Source organism: Rhizobium sp. N324, from assembly GCF_001664485.1.
Lineage (GTDB): Bacteria > Pseudomonadota > Alphaproteobacteria > Rhizobiales > Rhizobiaceae > Rhizobium.
Window position 1 is genome coordinate 1,614,844 of record NZ_CP013630.1, and the last position, 24,931, is coordinate 1,639,774.

At 61.8% G+C, this 24,931-nt stretch carries 24 protein-coding genes; 12 read left to right on the forward strand and 12 right to left on the reverse strand.

Features of this window, described 5'->3' with window-relative positions; translation table 11 throughout:
- Window positions 1–65: 65 nt before the first annotated feature.
- From AMK05_RS07740 to AMK05_RS07750, 3 genes are all read right to left on the reverse strand, one after another.
- Window positions 66–1,127, reverse strand: coding sequence for an adenylate/guanylate cyclase domain-containing protein (locus AMK05_RS07740; RefSeq protein WP_064837985.1), 1,062 nt, complete (start codon window positions 1,125–1,127; stop codon window positions 66–68).
- Between the two features lie 113 nt (window positions 1,128–1,240).
- On the reverse strand, window positions 1,241–2,386 hold the full coding sequence (rnd, locus tag AMK05_RS07745) for a ribonuclease D (RefSeq protein WP_049733968.1): 1,146 nt from the start codon (window positions 2,384–2,386) through the stop codon (window positions 1,241–1,243).
- A 128-nt stretch (window positions 2,387–2,514) separates the two neighbouring features.
- Window positions 2,515–3,906: a multicopper oxidase family protein gene (locus AMK05_RS07750; RefSeq protein WP_064837986.1), complete on the reverse strand. Its 1,392-nt coding sequence runs from the start codon at window positions 3,904–3,906 to the stop codon at window positions 2,515–2,517.
- 255 nt (window positions 3,907–4,161) lie between these two features.
- Here AMK05_RS07750 and aspS point away from each other — a divergent pair, with 255 nt between their 5' ends.
- Window positions 4,162–5,952 carry an aspartate--tRNA ligase gene (aspS, locus tag AMK05_RS07755; protein WP_064837987.1) on the forward strand — a complete coding sequence of 597 codons (1,791 nt, stop codon included), beginning with the start codon at window positions 4,162–4,164 and terminating at the stop codon, window positions 5,950–5,952.
- Window positions 5,953–6,020: 68 nt separating this feature from the next.
- Here aspS and AMK05_RS07760 read toward each other — a convergent pair whose 3' ends face one another.
- Window positions 6,021–7,190 carry a serine hydrolase domain-containing protein gene (locus AMK05_RS07760; protein WP_064837988.1) on the reverse strand — a complete coding sequence of 390 codons (1,170 nt, stop codon included), beginning with the start codon at window positions 7,188–7,190 and terminating at the stop codon, window positions 6,021–6,023.
- A 66-nt stretch (window positions 7,191–7,256) separates the two neighbouring features.
- On the opposite strand from AMK05_RS07760, the gene AMK05_RS07765 reads away from it, so the two are divergent.
- Window positions 7,257–7,898, forward strand: coding sequence for a TetR/AcrR family transcriptional regulator (locus tag AMK05_RS07765; protein WP_082935633.1), 642 nt, complete (start codon window positions 7,257–7,259; stop codon window positions 7,896–7,898).
- A gap of 56 nt (window positions 7,899–7,954) precedes the next feature.
- Here the strand turns inward: AMK05_RS07765 and AMK05_RS07770 are convergent, their stop codons facing one another.
- Window positions 7,955–9,142 carry a hypothetical protein gene (locus AMK05_RS07770; RefSeq protein WP_064837989.1) on the reverse strand — a complete coding sequence of 396 codons (1,188 nt, stop codon included), beginning with the start codon at window positions 9,140–9,142 and terminating at the stop codon, window positions 7,955–7,957.
- A gap of 234 nt (window positions 9,143–9,376) precedes the next feature.
- On the opposite strand from AMK05_RS07770, the gene parC reads away from it, so the two are divergent.
- Window positions 9,377–11,632, forward strand: coding sequence for a DNA topoisomerase IV subunit A (gene parC, locus AMK05_RS07775; RefSeq protein ID WP_064837990.1), 2,256 nt, complete (start codon window positions 9,377–9,379; stop codon window positions 11,630–11,632).
- A 195-nt stretch (window positions 11,633–11,827) separates the two neighbouring features.
- On the forward strand, window positions 11,828–12,286 hold the full coding sequence (locus AMK05_RS07780) for an SRPBCC family protein (protein ID WP_064837991.1): 459 nt from the start codon (window positions 11,828–11,830) through the stop codon (window positions 12,284–12,286).
- An 81-nt stretch (window positions 12,287–12,367) separates the two neighbouring features.
- Here AMK05_RS07780 and AMK05_RS07785 read toward each other — a convergent pair whose 3' ends face one another.
- From AMK05_RS07785 to hemB, 5 genes are all read right to left on the reverse strand, one after another.
- Window positions 12,368–12,589 carry an AbrB/MazE/SpoVT family DNA-binding domain-containing protein gene (locus AMK05_RS07785; protein ID WP_064841309.1) on the reverse strand — a complete coding sequence of 74 codons (222 nt, stop codon included), beginning with the start codon at window positions 12,587–12,589 and terminating at the stop codon, window positions 12,368–12,370.
- A 57-nt stretch (window positions 12,590–12,646) separates the two neighbouring features.
- Window positions 12,647–13,528, reverse strand: a complete 882-nt coding sequence (locus AMK05_RS07790; protein WP_064837992.1) for a DMT family transporter — start codon at window positions 13,526–13,528, stop codon at window positions 12,647–12,649.
- Window positions 13,529–14,305 (reverse strand): arginyltransferase, encoded by a 777-nt coding sequence (locus tag AMK05_RS07795; RefSeq protein WP_064837993.1) that lies wholly within the window; start codon window positions 14,303–14,305, stop codon window positions 13,529–13,531.
- A gap of 205 nt (window positions 14,306–14,510) precedes the next feature.
- A complete protein-coding gene (locus AMK05_RS07800; RefSeq protein WP_003574079.1) occupies window positions 14,511–14,969 on the reverse strand; it encodes an RDD family protein in 459 nt (152 codons plus the stop codon).
- A gap of 180 nt (window positions 14,970–15,149) precedes the next feature.
- The gene (hemB, locus tag AMK05_RS07805; RefSeq protein ID WP_064837994.1) at window positions 15,150–16,163 is read right to left on the reverse strand and encodes a porphobilinogen synthase; all 1,014 of its coding nucleotides are present in this window, start codon (window positions 16,161–16,163) and stop codon (window positions 15,150–15,152) included.
- A 222-nt stretch (window positions 16,164–16,385) separates the two neighbouring features.
- Here hemB and AMK05_RS07810 point away from each other — a divergent pair, with 222 nt between their 5' ends.
- From AMK05_RS07810 to AMK05_RS07840, 8 genes are all read left to right on the forward strand, one after another.
- A complete protein-coding gene (locus tag AMK05_RS07810; protein WP_049733978.1) occupies window positions 16,386–16,823 on the forward strand; it encodes a DUF6163 family protein in 438 nt (145 codons plus the stop codon).
- Window positions 16,824–16,952: 129 nt separating this feature from the next.
- Complete coding sequence (ldtR, locus tag AMK05_RS07815; RefSeq protein ID WP_003574072.1) at window positions 16,953–17,468, forward strand: transcriptional regulator LdtR; 516 nt, start codon at window positions 16,953–16,955, stop codon at window positions 17,466–17,468.
- Window positions 17,469–17,505: 37 nt separating this feature from the next.
- Window positions 17,506–17,847, forward strand: coding sequence for a hypothetical protein (locus AMK05_RS34475; protein WP_143535821.1), 342 nt, complete (start codon window positions 17,506–17,508; stop codon window positions 17,845–17,847).
- A 62-nt stretch (window positions 17,848–17,909) separates the two neighbouring features.
- The gene (locus AMK05_RS07820) at window positions 17,910–19,211 is read left to right on the forward strand and encodes a L,D-transpeptidase family protein (RefSeq protein ID WP_003587437.1); all 1,302 of its coding nucleotides are present in this window, start codon (window positions 17,910–17,912) and stop codon (window positions 19,209–19,211) included.
- Between the two features lie 206 nt (window positions 19,212–19,417).
- Window positions 19,418–20,716, forward strand: coding sequence for a serine hydroxymethyltransferase (glyA, locus tag AMK05_RS07825; protein ID WP_064837995.1), 1,299 nt, complete (start codon window positions 19,418–19,420; stop codon window positions 20,714–20,716).
- A gap of 9 nt (window positions 20,717–20,725) precedes the next feature.
- Window positions 20,726–21,202 (forward strand): transcriptional regulator NrdR, encoded by a 477-nt coding sequence (gene nrdR / locus AMK05_RS07830; protein WP_003547190.1) that lies wholly within the window; start codon window positions 20,726–20,728, stop codon window positions 21,200–21,202.
- Window positions 21,203–21,205: 3 nt separating this feature from the next.
- Window positions 21,206–22,513, forward strand: coding sequence for a bifunctional diaminohydroxyphosphoribosylaminopyrimidine deaminase/5-amino-6-(5-phosphoribosylamino)uracil reductase RibD (gene ribD, locus AMK05_RS07835; RefSeq protein ID WP_064837996.1), 1,308 nt, complete (start codon window positions 21,206–21,208; stop codon window positions 22,511–22,513).
- Window positions 22,513–23,124, forward strand: a complete 612-nt coding sequence (locus tag AMK05_RS07840) for a riboflavin synthase (RefSeq protein WP_064837997.1) — start codon at window positions 22,513–22,515, stop codon at window positions 23,122–23,124. Before ribD ends, AMK05_RS07840 begins: the two co-directional genes overlap by 1 nt.
- Before the next feature lie 38 nt (window positions 23,125–23,162).
- On the opposite strand, the gene rfbA is transcribed toward AMK05_RS07840, so the two are convergent.
- Window positions 23,163–24,032: a glucose-1-phosphate thymidylyltransferase RfbA gene (gene rfbA, locus AMK05_RS07845; RefSeq protein ID WP_064837998.1), complete on the reverse strand. Its 870-nt coding sequence runs from the start codon at window positions 24,030–24,032 to the stop codon at window positions 23,163–23,165.
- Window positions 24,033–24,042: 10 nt separating this feature from the next.
- A complete protein-coding gene (rfbD, locus tag AMK05_RS07850) occupies window positions 24,043–24,930 on the reverse strand; it encodes a dTDP-4-dehydrorhamnose reductase (RefSeq protein WP_064837999.1) in 888 nt (295 codons plus the stop codon).
- Window position 24,931: the final 1 nt, after the last annotated feature.

A 24,931-nucleotide genomic window follows, 5' to 3' on the forward strand; every position in this document is an offset into this window, starting at 1 on the left:
AGGGCTTCCGTGTCAGCGAATTGACGGTTGGGTGAAGCTTTGGTGACGGGTGGAAATGCCGTTGCTCAGCCGTGCAGAATGACTGCCGGCGTGTTCAGCACGGTCACCGCGCGCGAGGAAAGCGCCATGACGCCGAGCGCCTGGCCGCGCCCCTTGACGGCATGGGTGCCGAGATCCTCGCAAGCGATATCGTCGGGAAACTCCATGCGCCGGGCAAGCTCGGAGGAGATCAGCACCGGCCGGTTCAAGCTGCGGCAGAGGGTTTCCAGCCGGGCGGTGGTGTTCACCGTATCGCCGAAATAGCTGATTTTGTGATGATCGACGCCGATTTCGGCGGTGATGATCTCGCCGCCATGAAGGGCGGCCCGCAGCTTCGGCACCTGTCCGTAGCTTTTCCGCCAGCCGGCGGCATTGGCTTCGATATCGGCGAGGATATCGAAGATGCAGCGCACGCAGCGCGCATTTTTGACGCCGCGGGCAAGTGGCCAGGTGATGATCGCCGCATCGCCGACATAGTCGTTGATCATGCCCTTGTGGCGCCGAACCGGCTCGGCGAAGGTCGCAAACAGCGAGCTCAGCAGCTGCTGCGCGCGGAGGTCGCCGTGCTTTTCGGCAAAAGCCGTCGAATCGACGAGATCGATGAACAGGAAGACACGCTCTTCCCTGACCGGATTGCGATAGCGGCTGACCAGCATGCTCAGGAAGACTTCGCGGCCGAGCAGTTCCCGCACGCGCAGAAGGAAGATCATCGCCGAGCAGACGGCAAGCGCATAGAGGAAGACCTCGTAAGGCATGATGACGAGATCGAAGAGCGAGGGCGGCTTCAGCATGCCGATCGCCCAAAGCAGCAGGCCGCCGCAGGCAAAGCCGATGCTCATCAGAATCTCGTAGATCACCAGCTCGGTGATGATGAAGGCGAACGTCGGCAGCTTCTGGATGCGCCTGTAGAGTCCGCGGAACAGCACCTTGCGCTCGAAGGCGATGATCGGCATGCCGATGAACAGCGCAAAGATCGCCCCGATCACGGGCGTCTGATTGGAGTAGAACATCAGATCATAGACGACGCCGCTGGCAGCCAGAACGATCGTGATCAAGATCCAGTTCTGCGTCGGAGATATTTCCCGCATGCGGCGCTTCGCCCGTAATGTTTCGTCCAGCCATTGTTTCAGCTGGGAAAAAAGCGTCAAGCGAATTCGCTGCGGCACCGTAGCGCTTGGAAACCGCCTGTCGGGCCGATGCGCTACAGGCTGACGGTTTCGACCTTGCGGCCGACGAAACGCAGAGCGATCTGACCCTGGATAAGCTGCAGCGCCGGCTCGCCGAAAAGATCGCGTCGCCAGCCGTTGAGGGCCGCGACTTCGGCCTTCTCGCCCTCGGCGGCGATCCTGTCGAGATCCTCGCTGTTGGCGATCACCTTCGGCGCCACGCCGTGTTTTTCCGAAATCAGCTTCAGCAGCACCTTCAAGAGTTCGACGGCAGCAGCAGCCCCTTCGGGCGCCTGCGCCTGGCGCGGCACATGTGGCATATCGGCCTTCGGGAGAGCGAGTGCTGCGTTGACGGCCTCGATGACGGCGGCGCCGGAAGTCGAGCGTTCCCAGCCTTTGGGAATGGTGCGCAGCCGGCCGAGCGCCTCAGTATCCTTAGGCTGCTGCTGGGCGACCTCGTAGATGGCATCGTCCTTCAGCACCCGCGAACGCGGTACGTTGCGGGCGCGGGCCTCGCGTTCGCGCCAGGCGGCGACATATTTCAGGATCGCCAGCTCCTGCGGCTTGCGCAACCGCATCTTCAGCCGCTGCCATGCATCGTCGGGATGCAGGTCGTAAGTTTCGCGCGCCTCGAGAATGTCCATTTCCTCGGAGAGCCAGGAGGTGCGGCCTTCGCGATCGAGTTCCGCCTTCAGCGACAGGTAGACGTCGCGCAGATGGGTCACATCGGCCAGCGCATATTCCAGCTGCTTGTCGGAGAGCGGCCGGCGGCTCCAGTCGGTGAAGCGCGACGACTTGTCGATATGGACATTCTTGATGCGGCTGACCAGCTGATCATAGGAGACGCTGTCGCCGAAGCCGCAGACCATCGCGGCGACCTGCGTGTCGAAGATCGGATGCGGAATGAGATTGCCGCGATTGAAGATGATTTCGATGTCCTGGCGGGCCGCATGAAAGACCTTCAGCACCTTCGGATCGGCCATCAGCTCGAAGAAGGGGGCGAGATCGATGCCCTTGGCCAGCGGATCGACGAGCACTTCGGTTGTCGGGCTTGCCATCTGGATAAGGCAAAGCTCCGGCCAGAAGGTCGTCTCGCGCAGGAATTCGGTGTCGATGGTGATGAAGTCGGACTTGGCCAGCTCTTTGCAGGCGGCCGCCAAATCGGCGGTGGTTTCGATCATATCATTTCATTCGCAAGGAAAAGGTCGGTTGAACCTTCCTTCTCCTTTCGCTTCGATATGTCAATACAACAGCATAAGCTTCGCGCATCGCTGGCTAAGAATTACGTCCGAACTGCGGCGAAGCCGCCTCAGCTCACTCTGACGTAGCTGGTCATCCCGGTCTTCTGGTGCTCGATGATATGGCAATGCAGCAGCCAGTCGCCGGGATTGTCGGCGACGAAGGCGAGCTGCACCTTCTCGTCGGGCTGGATGAGATAGGTGTCCGACACCAACGGCATCACCTGCCGCGTCGAGGAGGAGATCACCGTGAAGCTCATTCCGTGTAGATGGATCGGATGCGCGTGCGGCGTGACATTCTCCAGATTGAAGACATAGCTCCGGCCGAGCTTCAATTCCGCCAGCGGCGCCGTCGGATCCGGCGTGTCGCCCGGCCATGGCACCTTGTTGATCGCCCAGAAACTGTAGCCGAGTGTGCCGCAGATGCTCTCGGTGGCGGTATTCTCGGCGGTGGCGCTCAGCACCAGCGGGATCTCTTCGGCAGTGGAAAGGTCGGCCTTCGCCACCGGATTTTCGGCAAGCGGCCCGAGATCGCCGATCTCGCGCTTCAGCGATGGCCCGATGGCGCGCAGGCTGGCGATCGTCTTCGGCGTGGTGCCGCGGATATCCTCGAGCGTCGCGACAGCGCCTTCTCCATCCGGCATGCGCACCGCAAGATCGAGCCGCTGTCCCGGTCCGATCTGCAGCAGGTCGAGGGGAAAACGCTTCGGCACCGGATTGCCGTCGATGGCGATGACGGTCGTATCGGCGCCTTCCACCTTCAGCGAGAAGATCCGCGTCACGTCGGTGACCGCGATGCGCAGCCGCACCAGCCCGCCGGCCGGCGCGTCATATTGCGGCTCCTGACGCCAGTTGGCGGTGCGCACCGTGCCGTAGGTGCCGGACTTGGCCGCGTCGCGCGGTCGGAAAGCGGCGATGAACTGCCCGTCTCCGCCAAGCCGCCAGTCGCGCAGGTTCAGCACCACCTCCGCATCGAACTCAGGATCGGCCGGATCTTCGACGACGATGACGCCGGTCATGCCGTGACCCATCTGCGTCAGCGTATTGCAATGCGGATGATACCAGAAGGTGCCGGCATCGGGCGGCGTGAAGGCATAGTCGAAGCTGTCGCCGGTATAGATGTAGGGCTGCGTCATGAAGGGCACGCCGTCCATGCGGTTGTCGATGCGAAGCCCGTGCCAGTGGATCGTCGTCGGCTCGTCGAGCCCGTTTTTCAGCCGCGCGGCGTAAGGGCGCCCCTTCGTCATCCGGAGAACCGGCGGCATGCCGTCATGGCCCCAGCTCATGATATCCCGGGTCGGTCCCGCCTCGGTCAGCACCGCCTCGGTCTTAACCGCCGCCAGCAGCTGCGGCTCGGGTGCTGCCTCAGCGGGCCCGAATTTGCCGGCAATGCCGATGCCGACGCCATAGGCGCCCGCGACGGCGGATGCCTTGAGAAGATTGCGGCGGGTCAGGAGGGGCATGCGGGCGCTCCACAGTGAGAATGCCGATCCTTTTAAAGTTGACCGGCTTCTTCATCAATACGGGAAGCGCGGCCAAACTGCCGCAGCATACGGGCCGCTGCGTTACCACAAACGCGTGCCAAACGCGTGGGCGGCACGCGCCAAGCCTTGACAAATCGGAGCGTCCATGCGCTTTTCCGCCCGATTTTCTTGTCGGCGCTTGAGGGTCTTTGAACCCTTGCTGCCGTCTTAAGCCACATTCCAGGATTTGAGATCATGCATCGCTATCGCAGCCACACATGCGCCGCCCTCCGCAAGACGGATGTCGGCTCGACCGTCCGTATCTCCGGCTGGGTCCATCGCGTCCGCGACCATGGCGGCGTTCTCTTCATCGACCTTCGCGACCATTACGGCATTACCCAGGTGGTTGCCGATCCGGACAGCCCGGCCTTCAAGATGGCCGAGACCGTGCGCGGCGAATGGGTGATCCGCATCGACGGTCTCGTCAAGGCCCGCACCGAAGACACCGTCAACAAAACAATGGCGACCGGCGAGATCGAGCTCTACGCCCAGGAGATCGAAGTGCTTTCCGCCGCCAAGGAATTGCCGCTGCCGGTCTTCGGCGAGCCGGATTACCCTGAAGACGTCCGCCTCAAATACCGCTTCCTCGATCTCCGTCGCGAAACGCTGCATAAGAACATCGTCAAGCGCACCCAGGTCATCTCGGCGATGCGCCGCGAAATGGGCAATGTCGGCTTCACCGAATATACGACGCCGATCCTGACGGCCTCCTCGCCGGAAGGCGCGCGCGACTTCCTCGTGCCCTCGCGCATCCATCCCGGCACCTTCTACGCCCTGCCGCAGGCGCCGCAGCAGTACAAGCAGCTGCTGATGGTCGCGGGCTTCGACCGTTACTTCCAGATCGCGCCCTGCTTCCGCGACGAAGACCCGCGCGCCGACCGCCTGCCGGGCGAATTCTACCAGCTCGACCTCGAAATGAGCTTCGTCGAACAGGAGGACATCTGGGACACGATGGGCCCGATGATGACTTCGATCTTCGAAGAATTCGCCGAAGGCAAGCCGGTGACCAAGGAATGGCCGCGCATCCCTTACGACGAGGCGATCCGTAAGTACGGTTCCGACAAGCCGGATCTGCGCAACCCGATCGTGATGGAAGCGGTGACCGAGCATTTTGCCGGCTCCGGCTTCAAGGTCTTCGCCGGCATGATTGCCTCCAATCCGAAGGTTGAGATCTGGGCGATCCCGGCAAAGACCGGCGGCTCGCGCGCCTTCTGCGACCGTATGAATGCCTGGGCGCAGAGCCAGGGACAGCCCGGTCTCGGCTACATCTTCTGGAAGGAAGAAGAGGGCAAAATCGCCGGCTCCGGACCGCTTGCCAAAAACATCGGCGAGGAGCGTACCGAGGCGATCCGCACGCAGCTCGGCCTTGAGGCGGGCGACGCCTGCTTCTTCGTCGCCGGCGAGCCGTCCAAGTTCTACAAGTTTGCAGGTGAGGCCCGTAACCGCGCCGCCGACGAACTGAACCTGATCGACCGCGACCGCTTCGAGCTGTGCTGGATCGTCGACTTCCCCTTCTTCGAATACAACGAGGAAGAAAAGAAGATCGACTTCGCCCACAACCCGTTCTCGATGCCGCAGGGCGGCCTCGATGCGCTGCTGAACCAGGATCCGCTTGGCATCAAAGCCTACCAGTACGACGCGGTCTGCAACGGCTTCGAAATCGCCTCGGGCTCGATCCGCAACCAGTCGCCGGAAACCATGGTCGCCGCCTTCGAGAAGGTCGGTCTCAGCCAGCAGGACGTCGAAGACCGCTTCGGCGGCCTCTACCGCGCCTTCCAGTACGGCGCGCCGCCGCATGGCGGTGCTGCATTCGGCATCGACCGTATCGTCATGCTGCTCGTCGGCGCCAAGAACCTGCGTGAAATCTCGCTGTTCCCGATGAACCAGCAGGCGCAGGATCTGCTGATGGGCGCGCCGACCCCGGCAACCCCGACGCAGCTGCGCGAACTCTCGATTCGGCCGATCCCGCCGGTCAAGAAGGACTGAGGATCGTCCGATCCCGAATGTGAAAAGCCCGGCGACCGTTCAGGTGTCGTCGGGCTTTTTGCTGTCGCTCACAAGGCCGCGTAGATCGCCTCGCGCAGATCGACCGTGAACTTGCCCCACATGCCCTCCAGCGTCGTGTTCGTCAGCGCCACGACGGTTATCCCGTTGACCGGATCGATGAACCAGCTGTGGCCGTAGACGCCGCCCCATTTCACCGTGCCCTTGGGGAAGGGGACGCCTGCCTCGGCCGGATCGGTGATGACGGACCAGCCGAAGCCGAAGCCCGAGCCGGGTTCATACCGCTGGCGGTGCCCGCCGGCCTGGTCGGTCATCATCATCGCAACGGTGTCGCTCGAGAGCAGCGGTGCGCCGCCCCTGCGGATGGTTTCGAGCACGGCCAGAACGTCACCAGCCGTTCCCGCCATGCCGCCGCCGCCCGAATGATAGGAGGCGGGATCGAAGATGCGCTTCGGCGCGAAGCGGATCGGACCCATCAGCGACATCACCAGCGCATTTTCGCCCATCAGCGCCGGTTCCGGTGAAGCGTTCATATAGGCGGCGGCGAGCCGGCTGCGGTCACGAACCGAAAACGCCGTGTCGGCAATCCCGAGTGGTCTTGTCACCAGTTCGGCGACGGCCTCAGCCAACGGCACGCCGGTTTCCGCCTCGATGACGCCGCCGATAACATCCATGGCAAGGGAATATTGCCAGTCGCTGCCTGGCGCGAAACGCAAGGGCACACTGGCGATCCGCCTGAGATTTTCGGTGAGCGCCAGTCCCGACTGGTCGAGGCCGTCGGAAATACCGGCGCGGATATAGGGACCACCGTCCTCTTCTGAGAAACTGTAGCCGAGGCCTGATGTATGGGTCAGCAGATGGCGAATACGAATGGTCGCCTCGCTGCCGTCGGGCAGCTTTGGCCGGAATTCCGGCAGCCATCTGGTCACCGCGTCGTCAAGGTCGATTCTCGCCTGCTCGACGAGCCGCATCGCGGCGATGGTGACGATCGGCTTGGTGATGGAGGCAAGCCTGAAGATCGTATTCTCGCGCATTGCCAGGCCGTTTTCGCGGTCGGCGAGGCCGGCTGCGCGCCGGTGAATGATTTCTCCGTCGCGGGCGACGAGCACGACCGCTCCGACCAGCCGCCTGTCGTCGAGCGCATCTGCAATTGCCGCGTCGACGCCCGCGGAAAGCAAGGAATTCTTGTTGGCATGTGTCGTTTCGAGGGGAAGACTCATCAGATCAAACCTTCTATAATCACAATGACCATTCCTGAATTAGATAGATCAGGCGAAATTTCTAGAGTGATCGTTGTGAAAAATAGTCCAGAGATGAAAAATCCTTCCGCGCGCCGCCGCGGCCGCCCGCCAGCCTTCGATCGCGAGACGGTTCTCGCGGCCGCCCGCGAGACCTTCTGGGCGCATGGATACGAAGGCGCCTCGATCGCCGATCTCACGACCGCCATGGGCATCACGCCTCAAAGCCTCTATGCCGCCTTTCACTCGAAGGCCGATCTCTACCGCGCGGCGCTGGAGCAATATAGAGCGCTGGGCGCCGGAACCTTTTCCGCGCTCGGCGAGCCGATCGACACCGTCTCTGCCTTCGAACGGATATTGCGGGGCTCGGCGGCGATATTTTCGGCGCCGGAACATCCGAAAGGCTGCATGATTTCGACGGCTGCATTGAATTGCGCCAGCGAGAACGACACGATCGCCGACCATGTCGCGGCGCTGCGTCGTCGGTCGCTGGATACTTTTGCGGCAAGGATCGAGCGCGGCATCCGCGAGGGCGACATGAGCGCGGAAACGAATCCGCGTGCGTTGGCGCGATTCCTCGGCGCGATCGTTCAGGGCATGTCCGTGCAGGCAAGGGACGGCGCATCGCTTGAGGAATTGCTTGAGATCGCGACCCTCGCCATCGCAGAACTCGCCCGCCACCGCGTTTGAAAACGAAAGGCCCGGCGGTGCGAACGGCCGGGCCTTCCATCGCAAGAGTGAAGCGATCAGTCGTTAGCCGAAACCTTGACGCCGAGCACTTGCGGCAGCGTGTTCGGAGCGCCCATGGCAGCACCGACGATCGTCGGGAAAGGCACCGGCTTTTCAGGAGCGGCCTTGACGGTCAGGCTCTTCGGGTCGTCGAGGAAGGTGTTGACCGCAGCCGAAACGGCGTTCTGCAGTTCCGGGATGTTGAGCTGCGCCAGCATGATCGGCGTCATCGCCTTCAGCGAATCCGCCATCTGCTTACCCGACATGTTCTGCTGCGAGCCGGCATAATCAAGCGCGCGCTTGGTGATCGAGGCATCGTCGAAACGCACCTGCGCCGCCTCGAAGGAAAGCTGCTGCATCAGGCCGAGCATGGCGAGGCCGAGCGCCTGCTGCGACTGCTCCTTGTTCGGGTTGGTTTCGGATTCCTTCATCGCATCCTGCATCGATTTCATGAAGGCCATCGTGTAGCCCGAAATCTTGAAGCCGAGATTCAGCTTGCCGACATTGGTGAAGTCGAAGGCAAATTCCGAAATGTCAATCGTGCCGGGGGCGAGTTCCCAAGCGCCCTTCATGGTGATGTCGCCCTGGACGTGCTGCAGGGCGAGCTTTTCGATCGCATCCTTGCTCTGCGCATCCTCGGTCTTGGTGAGATCGGCCTTCATGCTTTTGAAGGCGCCGTCGAAATCGAAGCCGGATTCGTCTTCGCGCAGCGTCAGGTTCATGTTGCTTTCGAGCAGCGAGAACACTTCCGCACCGTCCTTGACCACCTTCACCGGGCCAATATGCGCGGTTTCGTAGAGCATCATGGTGTCGAGCGTGTCGCCGCCCGGCGTTGCCGGCACGGAGATGCCGGCGAGCGTCAGCTCTTGCGCCGTCACGGTGACGCCGTCCTGCGTCTTGTTAATGTCGGGGAAGGCCGCTTCTTCGATGTAATAGCCGCCGTCCTCGTCTTCTTCGACGCCGGAAAGGGTGATTTCGCCGATGGGCAGGCTTTCGCTGCCGGTCGGCTTGACGGTGACATTCTTCAACGTAACGGTCGTGCCGTCGATATCGACGCTTTCAGCCGCAATCGTCCCACCCTGGGCGGCATAGGCGGCATTGATCTTCTTCAAGAGATCGGTGCCGTCGAGAGCGAAAGCCGAGCCGGCGAGCGAGAAAAAGGCGGCGCCCGACAGCATCAGCCGCGTTGTCCGGTAAATGTTCATGGGGTGATTCCTCTGGTGGCGTGTGGCGGTTGGAAATCTGCAGTTACGCTACTACGGATTGGGCCTGCTTTATATTTGCGGACTTCTAAATTTCCGTTGAAGGGAACGGCAAACGAAGTCCAAATTGCGGCCGCACGTTTGTCTCATCCTTTGATGTCGGTGCCAAGACTTCATCCACAGCTGCAATGGCCTGGATTCCTTGCCCGCCAGCCTCTTCTGGGCTAGTCAGAACCTATGGGACAAGAGATTTTGCCGCCTTCCGGCGGAGACGACGACAACATCCAGCCGGTCGACCTCAAGGCGGCGCTCGAACAGCGCTATCTCGCCTATGCGCTGTCGACCATCATGCACCGCGCTCTGCCAGACGTGCGCGACGGGCTGAAGCCCGTCCATCGCCGCATCGTCTACGCGATGAACGAGATGGGGCTGAGGCCGACATCGGCCTTCAGGAAATGCGCAAAGATCGTCGGCGAGGTGATGGGTAATTACCATCCGCACGGCGATCAGTCGATCTATGACGCGCTTGCCCGTCTCGCCCAGGATTTCTCGCAGCGCTACACGCTGGTCAACGGCCAGGGCAATTTCGGCAATATCGACGGCGACAGCCCCGCCGCCATGCGTTACACCGAATCGAAGATGACGGCAGTCTCCGAACTGCTGCTCGAAGGCATTGATCAGGATGCCGTCGATTTCCGCGACACCTACGACGAATCGAATTCCGAGCCGACCGTCCTTCCCGGCGCCTTCCCGAACCTGCTCGCCAACGGCTCTTCCGGAATTGCCGTCGGCATGGCGACCTCGATCCCGTCGCACAATGCCCACGAGCTTTGCGACGCGGCGCTGCATCTGATCAAACATCCGGATGCGACGGTCGAAAAGCTCGTCGAGTTCATTCCCGGCCCGGATTTCCCCACGGGCGGCATCATCATCGACAGCCGCGACAGCATCATCGAGAGCTACCGCACCGGCCGCGGCGGTTTCCGCGTGCGGGCGAAATGGCAGACCGAGGATCTCGGCCGCGGCGGCTACCAGATTGTCATCACCGAAATTCCCTTCCAGGTGCAGAAGTCGCGGCTGATCGAAAAGATCGCCGAGTTGCTGATTGCCCGCAAGCTGCCGCTCCTGGAAGACATCCGCGACGAATCGGCCGAGGACATCCGTGTCGTCCTGGTGCCGAAGACCCGCAGCGTCGATCCGACGATCCTGATGGAATCGATGTTCAAGCTGACGGAGCTGGAAAGCCGCTTCCCGCTCAACATGAACGTGCTCTCCATGGGCCGCATCCCGCGGGTCATGGCGCTGAACGATGTGCTGAAGGAGTGGCTGGATCACCGCCGCGAGGTGCTGCAGCGCCGCTCGCGCTTCCGTCTGGCGGCGATCGAAAGGCGCCTCGAAATCCTCGGCGGCCTGCTGATCGCTTATCTCAACATCGACGAGGTGATCAGGATCATCCGCGAGGAGGATGAGCCGAAGCCGGTCATGGTGGCGCGGTGGGATCTCACCGACAATCAGGTCGAGGCGATTCTCAACATGCGGCTGCGCTCTCTGCGCAAGCTCGAAGAGTTCGAGATCCGCAAGGAGTTCGACGAACTCACCAAGGAAAAGGGCGAGATCGAAGCGCTGCTTGCCTCCGACGACAAGCAGTGGCAGACGGTCGCCTGGGAAATCGGCGAGGTGAAGAAGAAATTTGCCAAGGCGACCGAGGTCGGCCGCCGCCGCACCCAGTTTGCCGACGCACCAGAAGCCGATGAGCAAGCCATCCAGCAGGCGATGATCGAGAAGGAACCGATCACCGTCGTCATATCCGAAAAGGGCTGGATCCGCGCGCTGAAGGGCCATATCGCCGATACGGCGACGCTGACCTTCAAGGAGGGCGACGGCCTGAAGATAGCCTTCCCGGCGCAGACGACGGACAAGATCCTGATCGTCACGACAGGCGGCAAGGCCTTCACGCTTGGTGGCGACAAGCTGCCGGGCGGTCGCGGCCACGGCGAGCCGCTGCGCATCATGGTCGACATGGACAACGACCAGGCGGTGCTGACCGCTTTCGTGCACGATCCCTCGCGCAAGCAGCTGATCGTCTCCACAGCCGGCAACGGCTTCGTCGTTGCCGAGGCCGAGCTGCTCGCCAATACGCGCAAGGGCAAGCAGATCATGAACGTGGCGCTGCCCGAGGAGACGCAGCTGCTCGTGCCCGTCGGCGGCGATCATGTCGCCGTCGTCGGCGAAAACCGCAAGCTGCTGGTCTTCCCCTTGGCGCAGGTGCCGGAAATGTCGCGCGGCAAGGGCGTGCGTCTGCAGCGCTACAAGGATGGCGGCATCTCAGACGTCCGCTGCTTCGCGATATCGGACGGCCTCGTCTGGGAAGACAGCGCCGGCCGCACCTTCACGAAGAACAAGGACGAGCTTGCCGAATGGCTGTCCGACCGCGCCACCGCCGGCCGCACCGTGCCGAAGGGCTTTCCGCGCAGCGGCAAGTTCGCCGGCTAATGCATGTCCCCCGGACGTGTACAGCGGTTCCGGAACGACATCCATAAAAATTCCATGCTCGTCTCTTGGCGGGCGCTGGAACTTCTCTATCTCAACGCTGTTACCCAAAAGAAGAGAAGGCCGGTCCGTGGGCGGATGGAACGGCTATGGCACGCGCGCTTGGAGAAGGCGCGCGCCGTTACCGGAGGAAAATCGATGCCCGCCAGCACCATCAAATTGCATGTTTGCCACACCTATAGAGTGCCGCCTGCTGTCGTGTACGACGCCTGGCTCAACCCCGAAATCGCCCGCCGCTTCCTGTTTGCCACCGATGACGGTCACGTCATTCGCGCCGATATCGATCCGCATGTCGGCGGCCGTTTTTTCATCGTCGACCGCCGCCCGACCGGCGACGCCTTTCACCAGGGGGTCTTCCTGGAGCTGAAGCGCCCGCAGCGCATGGTCTTCAGCTTTTCCGTCGAGGACCACGACCACAATTGCGACCGCGTCGAAATCGACATCGAGCCGCTCGGCGGCGGCAGCCGACTGACGCTGACCCACGAAATGTGCGCCGAATGGGCCGAACATGAGGAGAAGACCCGGCAAGGTTGGGCGTACGTGGTCGAAGGGCTTGGCCGTGAGCTGGAGCAGCAGCAGATGAAGGCTACGGGTTGAGCGGCACGCTGAAGTCGCGAAGGAAGCGGGTCGCGTCAAGACGTTGAAGCGGCCCCGCTTTTCGATGAAATTTGAACCGCTTTATTCCGCCAGCTTTTTCAACGCGACCTTGTACTTGTCTACGAAATTTCGTGCCGCTTCCAGCTGACGAGGGAAATCCTCATTGACCGGCTTCATATTGATGCCGCCGTTTTGCAGCTTCACTTCCAGTGAATCACCCGTCTTCAATCCAAGACGGGCCAGAACTTCCTTAGGGATAATAATCCCCTCGGAATGACCGATCTTGCGGATTGTAACGTTCATCGCTTCGTCCTCTGTGTCAGAACGGAGTATCACATGGTGGTAAGCAGGCGACAACGCCTATTCCGCCAACGGCCTGCTGCTTCCCCGCGCCATCCAGAAACAATGCCCGGCGATCGCCGCCATCAGGATTCCGCCGCCGATGAGTGTCATCGTCGCCGGCGTTTCCGAAAAGATCAGCCAGACCCAGATCGGGGCGAGCACGGTTTCGAGCAGGTAGAACATGCCGACTTCAGGGGCGGAGAGGTAGCGCGGCCCGGTGGCAAGGCACCAGAAGGCGACAGGCATCACGATGGCGCCATTCAAGAGGATCCAGCCCGGATGGGCGATGGAAAGCCCTGACGGCAGAGCTTGCGCGAGACCGAGCGCGGCCGGCAGGATGGCGGCAAGCAGCGGCACGAAGCCCATTTCCCGGCGCGAAGCCCGCCCGATCGTGATGGCTGCGGCAAGAATAAGCGCGCTGAGAAGTGCCATGGCATCGCCGAAAAAATGCCCGCTGGATAGCCCTTCGCGCACGATCAGTCCGACGCCGAGAATCATGAAGAACATGGCGATCAGCGTTGCGGCCTGCGGTCTCTCCTTGAGGAAAATCCACGAAAGAAGCGCCCCGAACATCGGGTTGAAGGCGACGATGAAGACGACATTGGCCGTGGTCGTGTTGAAGATGGCCAGCACGAAGGTGAGGGAGGAGAGGCCGTAGAGCAGACCGGCGAACAAGCCGGGCCGCCCCGGGACGAGGATCGGCCATTTGCCAGAGGCCAGGCGCATCGCGCCAAGGATGACGAGCGTGGCGAGGACCGTGGCCGCGCTTCGCATCCCCAATACCGACCAGATGTCGCCACCGCCAAGACGGACGAGCGGAATATCCATGGAAAGCGCCAGCCCGCCGATCGCCGTCAGCAGCAGACCCTTCCGATGATCGGAAAGAGCGGTGGGGAACATTTAGTCGTGGGGACTCTCGGGCATGGATGAGGGATCGAAACGTTCCCAGCCGCGTGGGGTCAGATGCTCCTGCGGCTGGAAGCGTGTCTTGTAGTCCATTTTTCGCGACCCTTGAACCCAGTAACCGAGATAGACATGTGGCAGGCCGAGCGCCTTCGTACGCCTGACATGGTCGAGAATCATGAAGGTGCCGAGCGATCGCCGCTCGATATCGGGGTTGAAGTAGGAATAGACCATCGACAGCCCGTCGCTCATCGTGTCGGTCAGCGCAGCGGCAAGCAGCTCGCCCTTCGGTCGCTGCTCCAGCCCGGAGCCTTCTTCACGCCGGCGGTATTCGACGATTCGCGTGTTCACATGCGTGTCCTCGACCATGATCGCATAGTCGAGCACGGTCATGTCGGACATGCCACCCTGCTGGTGGCGATAATCGAGATAGCGGCGGAAAAGCGAATATTGCTCGCTGGAAGGCTGGGCCGTGAATTCGGTGGCGATGACGTCGGAATTGGCGGCAAGCACCCGCTTCATCGATTTCGTCGGCTCGAATTCCTGGGCGAGAATCCGTACGGAAACGCAGGCGCGACAGGATTCGCAGGCCGGGCGGTAGGCGATGTTCTGGGATCGGCGGAAACCGCCCTGGGTCAGGATGTCGTTCATCTCGGCGGCGCGCGGGCCCACCAGATGGGTGAACACCTTACGCTCCATCTCATGCGGCAGATACGGACACGCAGCCGGAGCCGTCAGATAAAACTGCGGGGATGGCGTTGTCTGCGTATTCATCTGTCGCGGAAATTTCCTTGTCGAGACTGTGCTGTTTCTTGACAGCATGACCTAAGAATAAAAAACGTCAACAGCGGGGCGGTTCTTGCCCTTCATTTCGGTCTTCTAATTTTAGATATGGAGCGTTGGCGCGCCCGGGCAAAGAGAAAGCGGAGACTTTATTTCGTCTCCGCTGAATGGCTTAGCCGTGGCCTCGGTCCAACGCTCAGGCGGTGCGAACCGTCGCCGTCCCGACCAGCAGGTCATGGATGAGACGGCTGCGCTCGGTGAACAGGCCGGCAAGCAGAATGAGCGGCGTCAGCACCGAGTTGAGGATCCAGAACAGCGCCAGATGCACGATCGCCGTCAGGAAGTCCATCGGCCGGCCGTCGACGCGCACGATGGCGATGCCCATCGCGCGCATGCCGAGCGAGGCCTGGCTCCGCCCGCCGACGGTCAGGCCGAAATAGATGCCGGCGACGATGACGAAGAGGGCAGGGTAGAGCAGGAAGCCGAGCCCGAGCGTGACGATCGACAGAAAGAACAGCACGATCCCGGCGGGGATGCAGAGCAGCAGCACGATAAGATAGTCGAGGATGAAGGCGAAGACACGGCGGCTCAACACGCCGCTATAGGCGCGCCAGTCCTCCGGTGCGGCATAAAGCGGATTGGGGTTGTAGCTCATCTCAATCTCCTGCGGAAAAGCGATGCCGCTGATATGGTATCGGCAGTGGGAAATACAATATTTCTTCCTAGATGCGGATGTTTCAGGCCGGATTGGCCTGAAACATCCGCATCTAAATCGAAGAAATAGAGCATGATGTCGCCCGAAAACCGCGTACACTTTTCGGCATCATGCTCGCAATCACCGCTTGGCGAGGATTTTCGCCACCTCGATCGCGAAATAGGTGAGGATGCCGTCGCATCCCGCCCGCTTGAACGACAGCAGCGTTTCGAGCATCGCCCGTTCGCCGTCGATCCAGCCGTTCATCGCCGCCGCCTTGATCTGCGAATATTCGCCGGAAACCTGGTAGGCGAAGGTCGGCAGGCCGAATGCCTCCTTCATCCGCCAGCAGATGTCGAGATAGGGCAGGCCGGGCTTGACCATCAGCATATCAGCGCCTTCCTCGACGTCGAGGGCCGCGTCGCGGATCGCCTCGGTGCCGTTGGCCGGGTCGATATAATAGGTCTTCTTGTCGCCCTTCAGCAGCCCGCCCGTCGAGATCGCCTCGCGATAGGGGCCGTAGAAGGCGGAGGCGAATTTCGTCGCATAGCTCATGATGCCGACGCCCTGGTGGCCGGCGGCATCGAGCGCCATGCGGATTGCGCCGATGCGTCCGTCCATCATCTCCGACGGTGCGATGATGTCGGCGCCGGCATCCGCCTGCATCACCGCGGCCCGCGCCACCTGATCGACCGTCTCGTCGTTGACGATCTCTCCGTGTCTCAAGATTCCGTCATGGCCATGGCTGGTGAAGGGATCGAGCGCGACGTCGGTGATAACACCGATATTGGGCACCGCCTTCTTGATCGCCGCCGTCGCCTGATTGATCAGATTGTTGGCTTCGAGGCTGTTCGAGCCGGTCTCGTCGCGCAGTTCCATTTCGATATTCGGAAAGGTGGCGAGCGCCGGAATGCCGAGGCTGGCCGCTTCGCGCGCCGCTTCGACGGCCTTGTCGATGCTCATGCGGTTGACGCCCGGCATGGCCGGGATCTGATCGACGATGCCGGAACCCGGCACGATGAAGATCGGCCAGATCAGGTCGTCGACCGTCAGCCGGTTTTCCTGCACCAGCCGGCGCGTCCAGTCTGCCTTGCGGTTGCGCCGCATGCGGCGATGGCCGGTGATGTCGTCGACGAGATGCGTCCTATCCTGCATGATATCTGCCCCTGGCCCATTCCATTTATCGGAGCGCTCATTATCATGACGCCTCGAAAATCCAAACCGGGCGATTGGCCGCGGCGGAAAAACCTCAGGCTTATAAACCCGCAATCATTTTTCTGCGTTACGCGCGAACGCGATATGATAGAGCGTCGTTGGTACGTCGTCAGATGTGCGGCGCTCTTTAACAAGCTGCAACCCCAAACCGATGTCTGCGCTATGGAAACCGATTCCCCGACGATACCGAAACGCACGCTGGCGGATATACTCTTCATTCTCTTCCTGAGGCTGGTCGCCGTTTCGTGCTTCTGGTTCGGCCTGCAATATTGGGCGATGCTCGTCGGCTATTCGCTGGTCGGCGCCGGCCGCTTCGATCTTTTGAGCCTGCCGTGGAAGGTGGCGAGCACCAGTCTTGCCGTGCTTTTTCCCGTCGCCTCCCTCGGCCTCTGGCTGACCGTCTCCTGGGGGCCGGTCATCTGGGTGCTGGCGGCCGGCGGGCAAATCCTGATGTATGGCCTGCTGCCGGATATTTTCGGCCCGAACAAGCTGATCATCCTGCTGCATCTGATCGTCGCCGTCGTCTACTGGATTTTCCGCCTGCTGCTCTGGCTGGAAAAGCGCCGTCATCGCCGCCAGGTAAGTGTTGATTTACCCTGAGACAACGTGGGGTTTCCAGTAAGGCTCCGTTAAGCCTGCGGTTTAAGTCGAATTTTATATGTATTCGATAGGGTCTCACTCAAGGCGGGAAGAAAACGACACCGCCAAACAAACAGTGAGGCAGTCAATATGAACACGAAAATCAAGCCGCAGGCGGTATCGAACTTCCGTGACCAGCAGGACCAGGGCATCCGTGATCTTTACATGGAATCCCTTCATCTTGTTGAACGTCTCCACCGCCGTCTTCTCGACGTCATCAAGGACGAATTCGACCGTCAGGGCCGCAGCGATGTCAACGCCATCCAGGCGCTGCTCCTTTTCAACATCGGCAATTCCGAGCTGACCGCCGGCGAGCTGCGCTCGCGGGGCTACTATCTCGGCTCCAACGTTTCCTACAACGTCAAGAAGCTGGTCGATCTCGGCTTCATCAACCACCAGCGCTCGCGCATCGACCGCCGATCGGTCCGCATCAGCCTGACCGAAACGGGCCAGGACATTGCCGAAACGGTTGCCAAACTCTACGAACGCCACATCACCTCGATCGACAAGGTCGGCGGCATCGGCACCGACGAGTTCACCCAGATGAACAAGCTGCTCCAGCGTCTTGACCGCTTCTGGAACGATAGCATCATGTATCGCCTCTAAGACCCTGGACCTCCATCAGGGTTGCAGAAAACCGGACGTGTCCCTGCGCGTCCGGTTTTGCCGTTGGCGCTGCGTGGCATCTTTGCAACGCAAGGGAGGCAAGCATTATCTCCCGTATCCAAGCCGTTTTTTAGCCGTTATTAACCGCCACGGTTTAGCCCGTCATATGGTTCGTTGTGTCGTGTTTCCGCTAGCCGGGTCGTCGGTCTTTCGGCCGGCAACACGAATTGGCCATATTGGTGTGGCAGCGGAAGGCTTAACAACCGGCGCTTTCAATGGACCGATCGAAATTGTCAGGCTGTCGCATCGCAAACTTGTGATGGGGCAAGCGGAAAGTTTTGATGTGCCGGGACAACAAATGCACAGAGATCTGCGTTAAGGCGCAGGGATATCGCAAAGAGCCGCGGCTTCTCTTTATCGCCGCATTCAGTGGTTGGGACTATGTCGAAGAAAAACGGAAATGAAGCTCTCTCGCGCCGCGCTTTCCTTGCGTCCGCGGCAACGGTTGGCGTAAGCGCGATTGCCGCGCCGGCCTTCGCGCAATCGGCGATCGATACGCTGATCAACGCGCCGCGCCGCGGCAACTGGGACGACCAGTTTGACGCCAAGGCGGCTTCGCGCACGGCAAGCGCCGTCGTTTCCAACACGCCGATCCTTGGTCCCCAATCGCTCGCCAGCGCCCAGCAGGCGGTCATGCAGTATCAGCAGATCGCGGCCGCCGGCGGCTGGCCGGAGGTCAATCCCGGTGACCAGAAGCTGCAGCTCGGCGTCAGCCATCCCGCAGTCCAGGCGCTGCGCCAGCGTCTGGCGATCACCGGCGACCTGCCGCGCGAGGCCGGCATGTCGAGTGCCTTCGACTCCTATGTCGACGGCGCCGTCAAGCGCTTCCAGGCCCGCCACGGCCTGCCGTCCGATGGTGTGCTCGGCGAATTCACGCTGAAGGCGATGAACATCCCCGCCGATGTCCGCCTACAGCAGTTGAACACCAACATCATCCGCTTGCAGACGTTCCCCGAGGATCTCGGCCGTCGCCACGTGATGGTCAACATCCCCGCCGCCTATGTCGAGGCTGTCGAGGATGGCACTGTCGCGACGCGCCACACCGCGGTTGTCGGCCGTCTCAGCCGTCCGACACATCTCGTCAATTCGAAGATCTACGAGGTCATCCTCAACCCCTACTGGACCTCGCCGCGCTCGATCGTCGAGAAGGACATCATGCCGCTGATGCGCAAGGATCCGACCTATCTCGAAAAGAACGCCATCCGCCTGATCGACGGCAAGGGCAACGAAGTCGCCCCCGAGACCATCGACTGGAACGGCGAGGCGCCGAACCTGATGTTCCGCCAGGACCCCGGCAAGACCAACGCCATGGCCTCGACGAAGATCAATTTCTACAACAAAAACGGCGAGTATATGCACGACACGCCGCAGCAGGGCCTGTTCAACAAGCTGATGCGCTTCGAATCCTCGGGTTGTGTCCGCGTCCAGAACGTGCGCGACTTGTCGAACTGGCTGCTGCGCGAGACCCCCGGCTGGAACCGCCAGCAGATGGAGCAGGTAATCGCAACCGGCGTCAACACGCCGGTCAAACTCGCCACGGAAGTTCCGGTCTATTTCGTCTATATCTCCGCCTGGGGCATGCCGGACGGCATCGTCCAGTTCCGCGACGACATCTATCAGATGGACGGCAATGCCGAACTGGCGCTCGATACCACGGCCGGCATGGAACAGCCGGCCCAGTAAACGCCGGCCTCTGCATCGTATCTTCAAACCGCGCCCTCCCGGCGCGGTTTTTTTTATGCCGGGGGAAGGTGACCGCCGGTTCTTAGTTTTGCGCTGTCGCAAAATGACGGGAGCGCGCGCTTTGCTCAGCAAATGTCGTTCTTCGTATTGCCCTTGCCCCGGCGGAAGGCTAATACCTCAGCGCATTCCAGTTGAGGAGCCCGCCCATGACCAATGCTTCTACCGAATCCTTCTTCAATCGCCCGCTTGCGGACGTCGATCCCGAGATTTTCGGCGCGATCGGAAAGGAACTCGGTCGCCAACGGCACGAGATCGAACTGATCGCTTCCGAGAACATCGTCTCCCGCGCCGTGCTGGAAGCCCAGGGCTCCATCATGACCAACAAATATGCCGAGGGTTATCCGGGCAAGCGCTATTACGGCGGCTGCCAGTTCGTCGATATCGCCGAGGAGCTGGCGATCGAGCGCGCCAAGAAGCTGTTCGGCGTCAACTTCGCCAACGTTCAGCCGAATTCCGGCTCGCAGATGAACCAGGCCGTGTTCCTGGCGCTGCTGCAGCCCGGCGATACCTTCATGGGCCTCGACCTGAATTCGGGCGGCCACCTCACGCATGGTTCGCCGGTCAACATGTCCGGCAAGTGGTTCAACGTCGTCTCCTACGGCGTGCGCGAAGGCGACAACCTGCTCGACATGGATGACGTTGCCCGCAAGGCCGAACAGCACAAGCCGAAGCTGATCATCGCCGGCGGCACCGCCTATTCCCGCATCTGGGACTGGAAGCGTTTCCGCGAAATCGCCGACTCGGTCGGCGCCTATCTGATGGTCGACATGGCCCACATCGCCGGCCTCGTTGCCGGTGGCCAGCATCCGTCGCCGTTCCCGCATTGCCATGTCGCGACGACCACGACCCACAAGTCGCTGCGCGGCCCGCGCGGCGGCGTCATCCTCACCAATGAAGAGGATCTGGCCAAGAAGTTCAATTCGGCCGTCTTCCCGGGCCTGCAGGGTGGTCCGCTGATGCACATCATCGCCGCCAAGGCCGTCGCTTTCGGCGAGGCGCTGCAGCCGGAATTCAAGGACTACGCCGCCCAGGTCGTCAAGAACGCCAAGGCGCTGGCCGAAACGCTGATCGCTGGTGGCCTCGATGTCGTCTCCGGCGGCACCGACAACCATCTGATGCTGGTCGACCTGCGCAAGAAGAACGCCACCGGCAAGCGCGCCGAGGCAGCTCTCGGCCGCGCCTACGTCACCTGCAACAAGAACGGCATTCCCTTCGACCCGGAAAAGCCCTTCGTCACTTCCGGCGTGCGCCTCGGCGCGCCGGCCGGCACGACCCGCGGCTTCAAGGAAGCCGAATTCCGCGAAATCGGCAATCTGATCGTCGAGGTTCTCGACGGCCTGAAGGTCGCCAATTCGGATGAAGGCAACGCTGCCGTCGAAGCCGCCGTGCGCGGCAAGGTGGTCAACCTCACAGACCGCTTCCCAATGTATGACTACATGGGATAAGGAGTAGCGATGCGCTGCCCCTATTGCGGTTCGGAAGATACACAGGTCAAGGATTCGCGCCCGGCGGAGGACAACACGTCCATCCGCCGGCGGCGTATCTGTCCGGATTGCGGCGGCCGCTTCACCACCTTCGAGCGCGTGCAACTGCGCGAGCTGATGGTCATCAAGAAGACCGGCCGCAAAGTACCCTTCGACCGCGACAAGCTGGTGCGCTCCTTCGAAGTGGCGCTGCGCAAGCGCCCTGTCGAGCGCGATCGCATCGAGCGGGCCGTTTCCGGCATCGTTCGCCGGCTTGAAAGCTCCGGCGAGACCGAGATCTCCTCCGAGCAGATCGGCCTGCAGGTGCTCGAAGCCATGAAGAGCCTCGACGATGTCGGCTTCGTGCGCTACGCCTCGGTCTATCGGGATTTCTCGCTTGCCGAGGATTTCGAGAAGGTCATTTCCGAAATCAACGCCAAGATCGCCCGCGACCCGCTGGACAGGTGAGCCATGAGCGTCACGCCGCATGACGAGAGTTTCATGGCGGCGGCGATCCGCCTGTCGCGCCGGCATCTCGGCCGCACCGCCACCAACCCCTCCGTCGGCTGCCTGATCGTGAGCGATGGCGTTGTCGTCGGCCAGGCGGTCACCGCCGTCGGCGGCCGCCCGCATGCCGAGCCGCAGGCGCTTGCGGAAGCCGGCGCGGCTGCCCGCGGCGCCACCGCCTATGTGACGCTCGAACCCTGCTCGCATCACGGCAAGACGCCGCCCTGCGCCGAGGCGCTGATCGCCTATGGCGTTGCTCGCGTCGTCATCAGCGTCACCGATCCCGATCCGCGCGTCTCCGGCCGCGGTATCGCCATGCTGCGGGAAGCCGGCATCGAGGTGGATGCCGGCGTGCTGGAGGCGGAGGGAAGGCGTTCACTGGCCGGCTATCTCACCCGCCAGACGAAGAACCGGCCCTATGTGACTCTCAAACTTGCCGTTTCCGCCGACGGCATGATCGGCCGCGAGGGGGCGGGACAGGTGGCGATAACCGGCCCGGAGGCCCGCGCCGAGGTTCAGGCGCTGCGCGCCGAAACCGACGCGATCCTGGTCGGCATCGGCACGGCGATATCGGACGATCCGCTGCTGACTGTGCGCACGCCGGGCCTCGAAGCGCAGTCGCCTGTTCGTATCGTGCTCGATCCTTCTTTGGCCCTGCCGCTGACGAGCAAGCTGGTTCAGACGGCGCGGGATGTCCCGGTGATCGTGGTGGCGAGTGAAGAGATTTCGCCATTAGGGACAGAAGAAGGGTTACCCCCCTCTGTCCTGCCGGACATCTCCCCCACAAGGGGGGAGATCAACAAGGAGCACGATCTGAGTTTCCACGACAGCGGGTCGCCGTCCGCGGCGGAAGAGATAGAGCAGGGAGCTGACCCTCAGCCAATCTCCCCACCTGTGGGGGAGATGCCCGGCAGGGCAGAGGGGGGTACCGCATCCACCGACGCCGCCGACCTGGACTCCCGCCGCGCCGCACTGGAAGCCGCCGGCATCGAGATCGTCTACTGCAATCCCTATCACCCGGAAGTCCTGCTGCCGGCCTTGGCAACACGCGGTATTTCCTCGCTTCTGGTCGAAGGCGGCGCCAAGACGGCGCGGCTTTTCCTCGAGGCTGGCCTCGTCGATCGCATCCAGCTTTACCAGGCGCCTGTCGTGATCGGCGAGGGCGGTATTGAATCGCCGCTTGAGGTAACCGACATACCATCGGGTTTTGCCCATACGGGCACACAGATGTTCGGCGAAGATCGTCTGGACGAATACGAAAGAGGACTTTGATGTTTACCGGAATAGTCACCGATGTCGGCACGGTCGAATCCGTTTCCCCCTTGAAGGAAGGCATCCGGCTGCGGGTCGCGACCGCTTATGATCCCTCGACCATCGACATGGGCGCCTCGATCTCGCATTCCGGCATCTGCCTCACCGTCACCTCACTTCCTGCCGAAGGCAGCAACGGCCGCTGGTTCGAGGTCGAGGCCTGGGAGGAAGCGCTGCGGCTGACGACGATCGGCGCCTGGCAGCAGGGCAGCCGCATCAATCTCGAACGGTCGCTGAAAATCGGCGATGAACTCGGTGGTCACATCGTTTCCGGCCATGTCGACGGCAAGGCGGAAATCCTCTCGGTAACATCAGAGGGTGACGCCACCCGTTACCGCTTACGGGCGCCCGACCATCTGGCGAAATTCGTCGCCCCCAAGGGCTCGATCGCCCTCGACGGCACCTCGCTCACCGTCAATGCGGTCGACGGCACCGATTTCGACGTCCTGCTCATCCGCCACACCCTCGAAGTGACGACGTGGGGCGAACGTAAGGCCGGCGATTTCGTCAATTTCGAAGTCGACACCATGGCACGCTACGCTGCCCGACTGGCGGAATTCCCGAGCGCCTGAATCGAAAACCTGTACCTGTTTCCGGGGTCACAAGTCACTTACCAATCCGGGGACAGCTTCGTCAGATACTGGCCGTAAGCGCTCTTGCCGAGCTTCTCCGCCAGCTTGGCGAGGTCGCCCTGCGAGATGTAGCCCATGCGCCAGGCGACTTCTTCGGGGCAGGCGATCTTGAAGCCCTGGCGTTTTTCCAGCGTGCTGACGAAAGCGGCTGCATCGTGCAGACTATCAGGCGTGCCGGTGTCGAGCCAGGCATAGCCCCGGCCCATCAGTTCCACGAAAAGCTGGCCGCGCTCGAGATAGGTGCGGTTGACATCGGTGATTTCCAGTTCGCCGCGCGGTGACGGTTTCAGGTTGGCGGCGATATCGACCACCTGCTGGTCGTAGAAATAGAGGCCGGTCACCGCCCAATTCGATTTTGGCTCTTTCGGTTTCTCTTCGATCGACAGCGCATTCATCTTTTCGTCGAAGCCGACAACGCCGTAGCGTTCCGGATCGGTGACGTGATAGGCGAACACCGTTGCGCCTTCCCGCCGGCTCGTGCCGGATTTCATGATCTCCGGCAGTCCGTGCCCGTAGAAGATGTTGTCGCCGAGAACGAGCGCCGAGCTGTCGCCATGCAAGAAGTCGGCGCCGATGATGAAGGCCTGGGCGAGGCCGTCCGGGCTCGGTTGTACGGCATAGTTCAGCGAAATTCCCCATTGCGAGCCGTCGCCGAGAAGGCGCTTGAAGGCTTCGACGTCGTGAGGCGTGGTGATGATCAGCAGTTCCCTGATGCCGGCGAGCATGAGCGTCGTCAGCGGATAGTAGATCATCGGCTTGTCGTAGACCGGCATCAACTGTTTCGAGATCGCCTGCGTGATCGGATGCAGACGCGTGCCGGTGCCGCCGGCGAGAATAATGCCCTTCATGCCCATCTCCTTAAAGACCCTCGTTCAAAAGGTCTTGCATGACAATTGTCATAGACTGCTTCCACTCAGGGAGCCGGATTCCATATGTCCTGGCGAGCTTGTCGCCGTTGAGACGGGAATTGGCGGGACGCTTCGCCGGTGTCGGATAGTCCGCCGTCCGGATGCGTTCGACGCCGACGTTTCTGCCGCCGGACTTGGAAAGCTCCGCGAATATCTCTTCGGCGAAATCGGCCCAGCTTGCTTCGCCGCTGCCGGTCAGGTGAAAGGTGCCGCGGAGTGATGGCGCAGGGTCCGCTACAACACGGGTTGCGATCGCAAGAATCGCATCGGCGATGTCGAGTGCCGAGGTCGGGCATCCTGTCTGATCGGCGACAACGCGAAGATGATCGCGCGTCTCGGAAAGCCGCAGCATGGTTTTCAGGAAATTGGAGCCAAAGGGCGAGTAGACCCAGGCGGTGCGCAAGATGACGTGGTTCGGGTTTGCCGCCGCGACGGCCTTCTCGCCCGCGAGTTTCGAATGCCCGTAGACGGAGATCGGCGCCGTCGCATCCTCTTCGCAATAGGCGGAGGCCTTGTTGCCGCTGAAGACGTAGTCGGTCGAAATGTGGATCACCGGGACGCCGATCCGCGCGGCAGCCTCGGCAACCGCGCCGGCGCCTGCCGCGTTGACGGAAAAAGCAAGCTCGGCTTCGCTCTCGGCCTTGTCGACCGCCGTATAAGCGGCGGCCGAGACGATCACATCCGGGCGCAGAGCCGAGAAGGCGGCTGCGATGCTTGCAGGATTCGCAAGGTCCATTTCTGGGCGCCCGACCGCGCTGATTTCGACGCCTGTTCCGGCGCCACGTCTGAGCAGCGACTGAACGACCTGGCCCTGTTTGCCGGTGACGGCAATGCGCATC

Excerpts from the sequence above, each read along its gene's own strand:
- AMK05_RS07740 (WP_064837985.1), bottom strand. The coding sequence starts at position 1,127 with ATGCGGGAAATATCTCCGACGCAGAACTGGATCTTGATCACGATCGTT.
- rnd (WP_049733968.1), bottom strand. The coding sequence starts at position 2,386 with ATGATCGAAACCACCGCCGATTTGGCGGCCGCCTGCAAAGAGCTGGCC.
- AMK05_RS07750 (WP_064837986.1), bottom strand. The coding sequence starts at position 3,906 with ATGCCCCTCCTGACCCGCCGCAATCTTCTCAAGGCATCCGCCGTCGCG.
- aspS (WP_064837987.1), top strand. The coding sequence starts at position 4,162 with ATGCATCGCTATCGCAGCCACACATGCGCCGCCCTCCGCAAGACGGAT.
- AMK05_RS07760 (WP_064837988.1), bottom strand. The coding sequence starts at position 7,190 with ATGAGTCTTCCCCTCGAAACGACACATGCCAACAAGAATTCCTTGCTT.
- AMK05_RS07770 (WP_064837989.1), bottom strand. The coding sequence starts at position 9,142 with ATGAACATTTACCGGACAACGCGGCTGATGCTGTCGGGCGCCGCCTTT.
- parC (WP_064837990.1), top strand. The coding sequence starts at position 9,377 with ATGGGACAAGAGATTTTGCCGCCTTCCGGCGGAGACGACGACAACATC.
- AMK05_RS07780 (WP_064837991.1), top strand. The coding sequence starts at position 11,828 with ATGCCCGCCAGCACCATCAAATTGCATGTTTGCCACACCTATAGAGTG.
- AMK05_RS07785 (WP_064841309.1), bottom strand. The coding sequence starts at position 12,589 with ATGAACGTTACAATCCGCAAGATCGGTCATTCCGAGGGGATTATTATC.
- AMK05_RS07790 (WP_064837992.1), bottom strand. The coding sequence starts at position 13,528 with ATGTTCCCCACCGCTCTTTCCGATCATCGGAAGGGTCTGCTGCTGACG.
- AMK05_RS07795 (WP_064837993.1), bottom strand. The coding sequence starts at position 14,305 with ATGAATACGCAGACAACGCCATCCCCGCAGTTTTATCTGACGGCTCCG.
- AMK05_RS07800 (WP_003574079.1), bottom strand. The coding sequence starts at position 14,969 with ATGAGCTACAACCCCAATCCGCTTTATGCCGCACCGGAGGACTGGCGC.
- hemB (WP_064837994.1), bottom strand. The coding sequence starts at position 16,163 with ATGCAGGATAGGACGCATCTCGTCGACGACATCACCGGCCATCGCCGC.
- AMK05_RS07810 (WP_049733978.1), top strand. The coding sequence starts at position 16,386 with ATGGAAACCGATTCCCCGACGATACCGAAACGCACGCTGGCGGATATA.
- ldtR (WP_003574072.1), top strand. The coding sequence starts at position 16,953 with ATGAACACGAAAATCAAGCCGCAGGCGGTATCGAACTTCCGTGACCAG.
- AMK05_RS07820 (WP_003587437.1), top strand. The coding sequence starts at position 17,910 with ATGTCGAAGAAAAACGGAAATGAAGCTCTCTCGCGCCGCGCTTTCCTT.
- glyA (WP_064837995.1), top strand. The coding sequence starts at position 19,418 with ATGACCAATGCTTCTACCGAATCCTTCTTCAATCGCCCGCTTGCGGAC.
- nrdR (WP_003547190.1), top strand. The coding sequence starts at position 20,726 with ATGCGCTGCCCCTATTGCGGTTCGGAAGATACACAGGTCAAGGATTCG.
- ribD (WP_064837996.1), top strand. The coding sequence starts at position 21,206 with ATGAGCGTCACGCCGCATGACGAGAGTTTCATGGCGGCGGCGATCCGC.
- AMK05_RS07840 (WP_064837997.1), top strand. The coding sequence starts at position 22,513 with ATGTTTACCGGAATAGTCACCGATGTCGGCACGGTCGAATCCGTTTCC.
- rfbA (WP_064837998.1), bottom strand. The coding sequence starts at position 24,032 with ATGAAGGGCATTATTCTCGCCGGCGGCACCGGCACGCGTCTGCATCCG.
- rfbD (WP_064837999.1), bottom strand. The coding sequence starts at position 24,930 with ATGCGCATTGCCGTCACCGGCAAACAGGGCCAGGTCGTTCAGTCGCTG.